Annotated in this window: 1 protein-coding gene; it reads left to right on the forward strand. The window is 70.4% G+C overall.

What is annotated here, in order from left to right:
• Positions 1-128 precede the first annotated feature (128 nt).
• Entirely contained in the window at positions 129-1,271 is a 1,143-nt protein-coding gene (locus tag H7I57_RS01045) for an Mrp/NBP35 family ATP-binding protein (protein WP_264021381.1), read from the forward strand.
• Positions 1,272-1,376: the final 105 nt, after the last annotated feature.

The following is a 1,376-nucleotide window of genomic DNA, read 5'->3' on the forward strand; positions in this document are numbered from 1 at the left end:
GGCAGCCCCGCTCCCCGGACCGCTGCCGCCGGGCGCGGGGCCGGCGCCGGGACCTGCTCCCGGCCCCGTGGGCTGACCAGCCGCCCGCATTCGGGCCGTCACCGGTCTGCGGCCTAGACTCGCAGGTGATGTCCCCAACTCCGACTGACCTCGAATCCTCGGTGCGCGCCGCACTCGCCAAGGTGATCGACCCCGAATTGCGGCGTCCGATCACCGAGGTCGGCATGGTCAAGAACGTCACCGTCGGGCCCGACGGGGCCGTGCACGTCGAGGTGTACCTGACCACATCCGCGTGCCCGAAGAAGACCGAGATCTCCGACCAGGTCACCAGGGCTGCCAGCGACGTGCCCGGCACCGGCGCGGTCAAGGTGACGCTCGACGTCATGAACGACGAGCAACGTGGCGAACTGCGCAAGCTGCTTCGCGGCGATTCGCGTGAGCCGGTGATCCCGTTCGCCCAGCCCGGCTCGCTGACCCGCGTCTACGCGGTCGCGTCAGGGAAGGGCGGTGTCGGCAAGTCCAGCGTCACGGTGAATCTGGCCGCGGCGATGGCCGCGCGGGGGCTGTCGGTCGGACTGCTCGACGCCGACATCTACGGCCACTCCGTGCCCAGGATGATGGGCACCACCGATCGGCCCACCCAGGTCGACTCGATGATCCTGCCGCCGGTCGCCCACGACGTCCGGGTGATCTCGATCGCGATGTTCACCCAGGGAAACACGCCCGTGGTGTGGCGCGGGCCGATGCTGCACCGGGCGCTTCAGCAGTTCCTCGCCGATGTGTACTGGGGCGACCTGGATGTGCTGCTGCTGGACCTGCCGCCGGGCACCGGTGACATCGCGATCTCGGTGTCACAGCTGATCCCCGGCGCGGAGATCCTCGTCGTCACGACACCCCAGCTGGCCGCGGCCGAGGTCGCCGAGCGAGCCGGTGCGATCGCGCTGCAGACCCGCCAGCGCATCGCCGGCGTGGTCGAGAACATGGCCGGGCTGGTGCTGCCCGACGGCACCACCATGCAGATCTTCGGAGAAGGCGGTGGCCTCAAGGTCGCCGAGAACCTGTCGCGAGCCGTCGGCGCCGATGTGCCGTTGTTGGGCCAGGTGCCGCTCGACCCTGCGCTCGTCACGGCCGGCGACTCCGGCGTCCCGCTGGTGTTGTCCGCCCCGGACTCCGCGGCGGGCAAGGCACTGCGCGGCATCGCCGACGCGTTGTCCAGCCGCAAGCGCGGCCTGGCCGGCATGTCGCTCGGCCTCGACCCCGCGGGCCGCTAGCGCTCCTGCCGGAATTGCATTCCAGCCAATGTGACCTTGCGGTCGCCCGTTCCGGGGTGAAAATGGGCTGGTGGTCGCCTTGCGACGCCGTGTCTGCATGGTTCT

This window comes from Mycolicibacterium pyrenivorans (assembly GCF_025821625.1).
GTDB classification, from domain to species: Bacteria; Actinomycetota; Actinomycetes; order Mycobacteriales; family Mycobacteriaceae; genus Mycobacterium; species Mycobacterium pyrenivorans.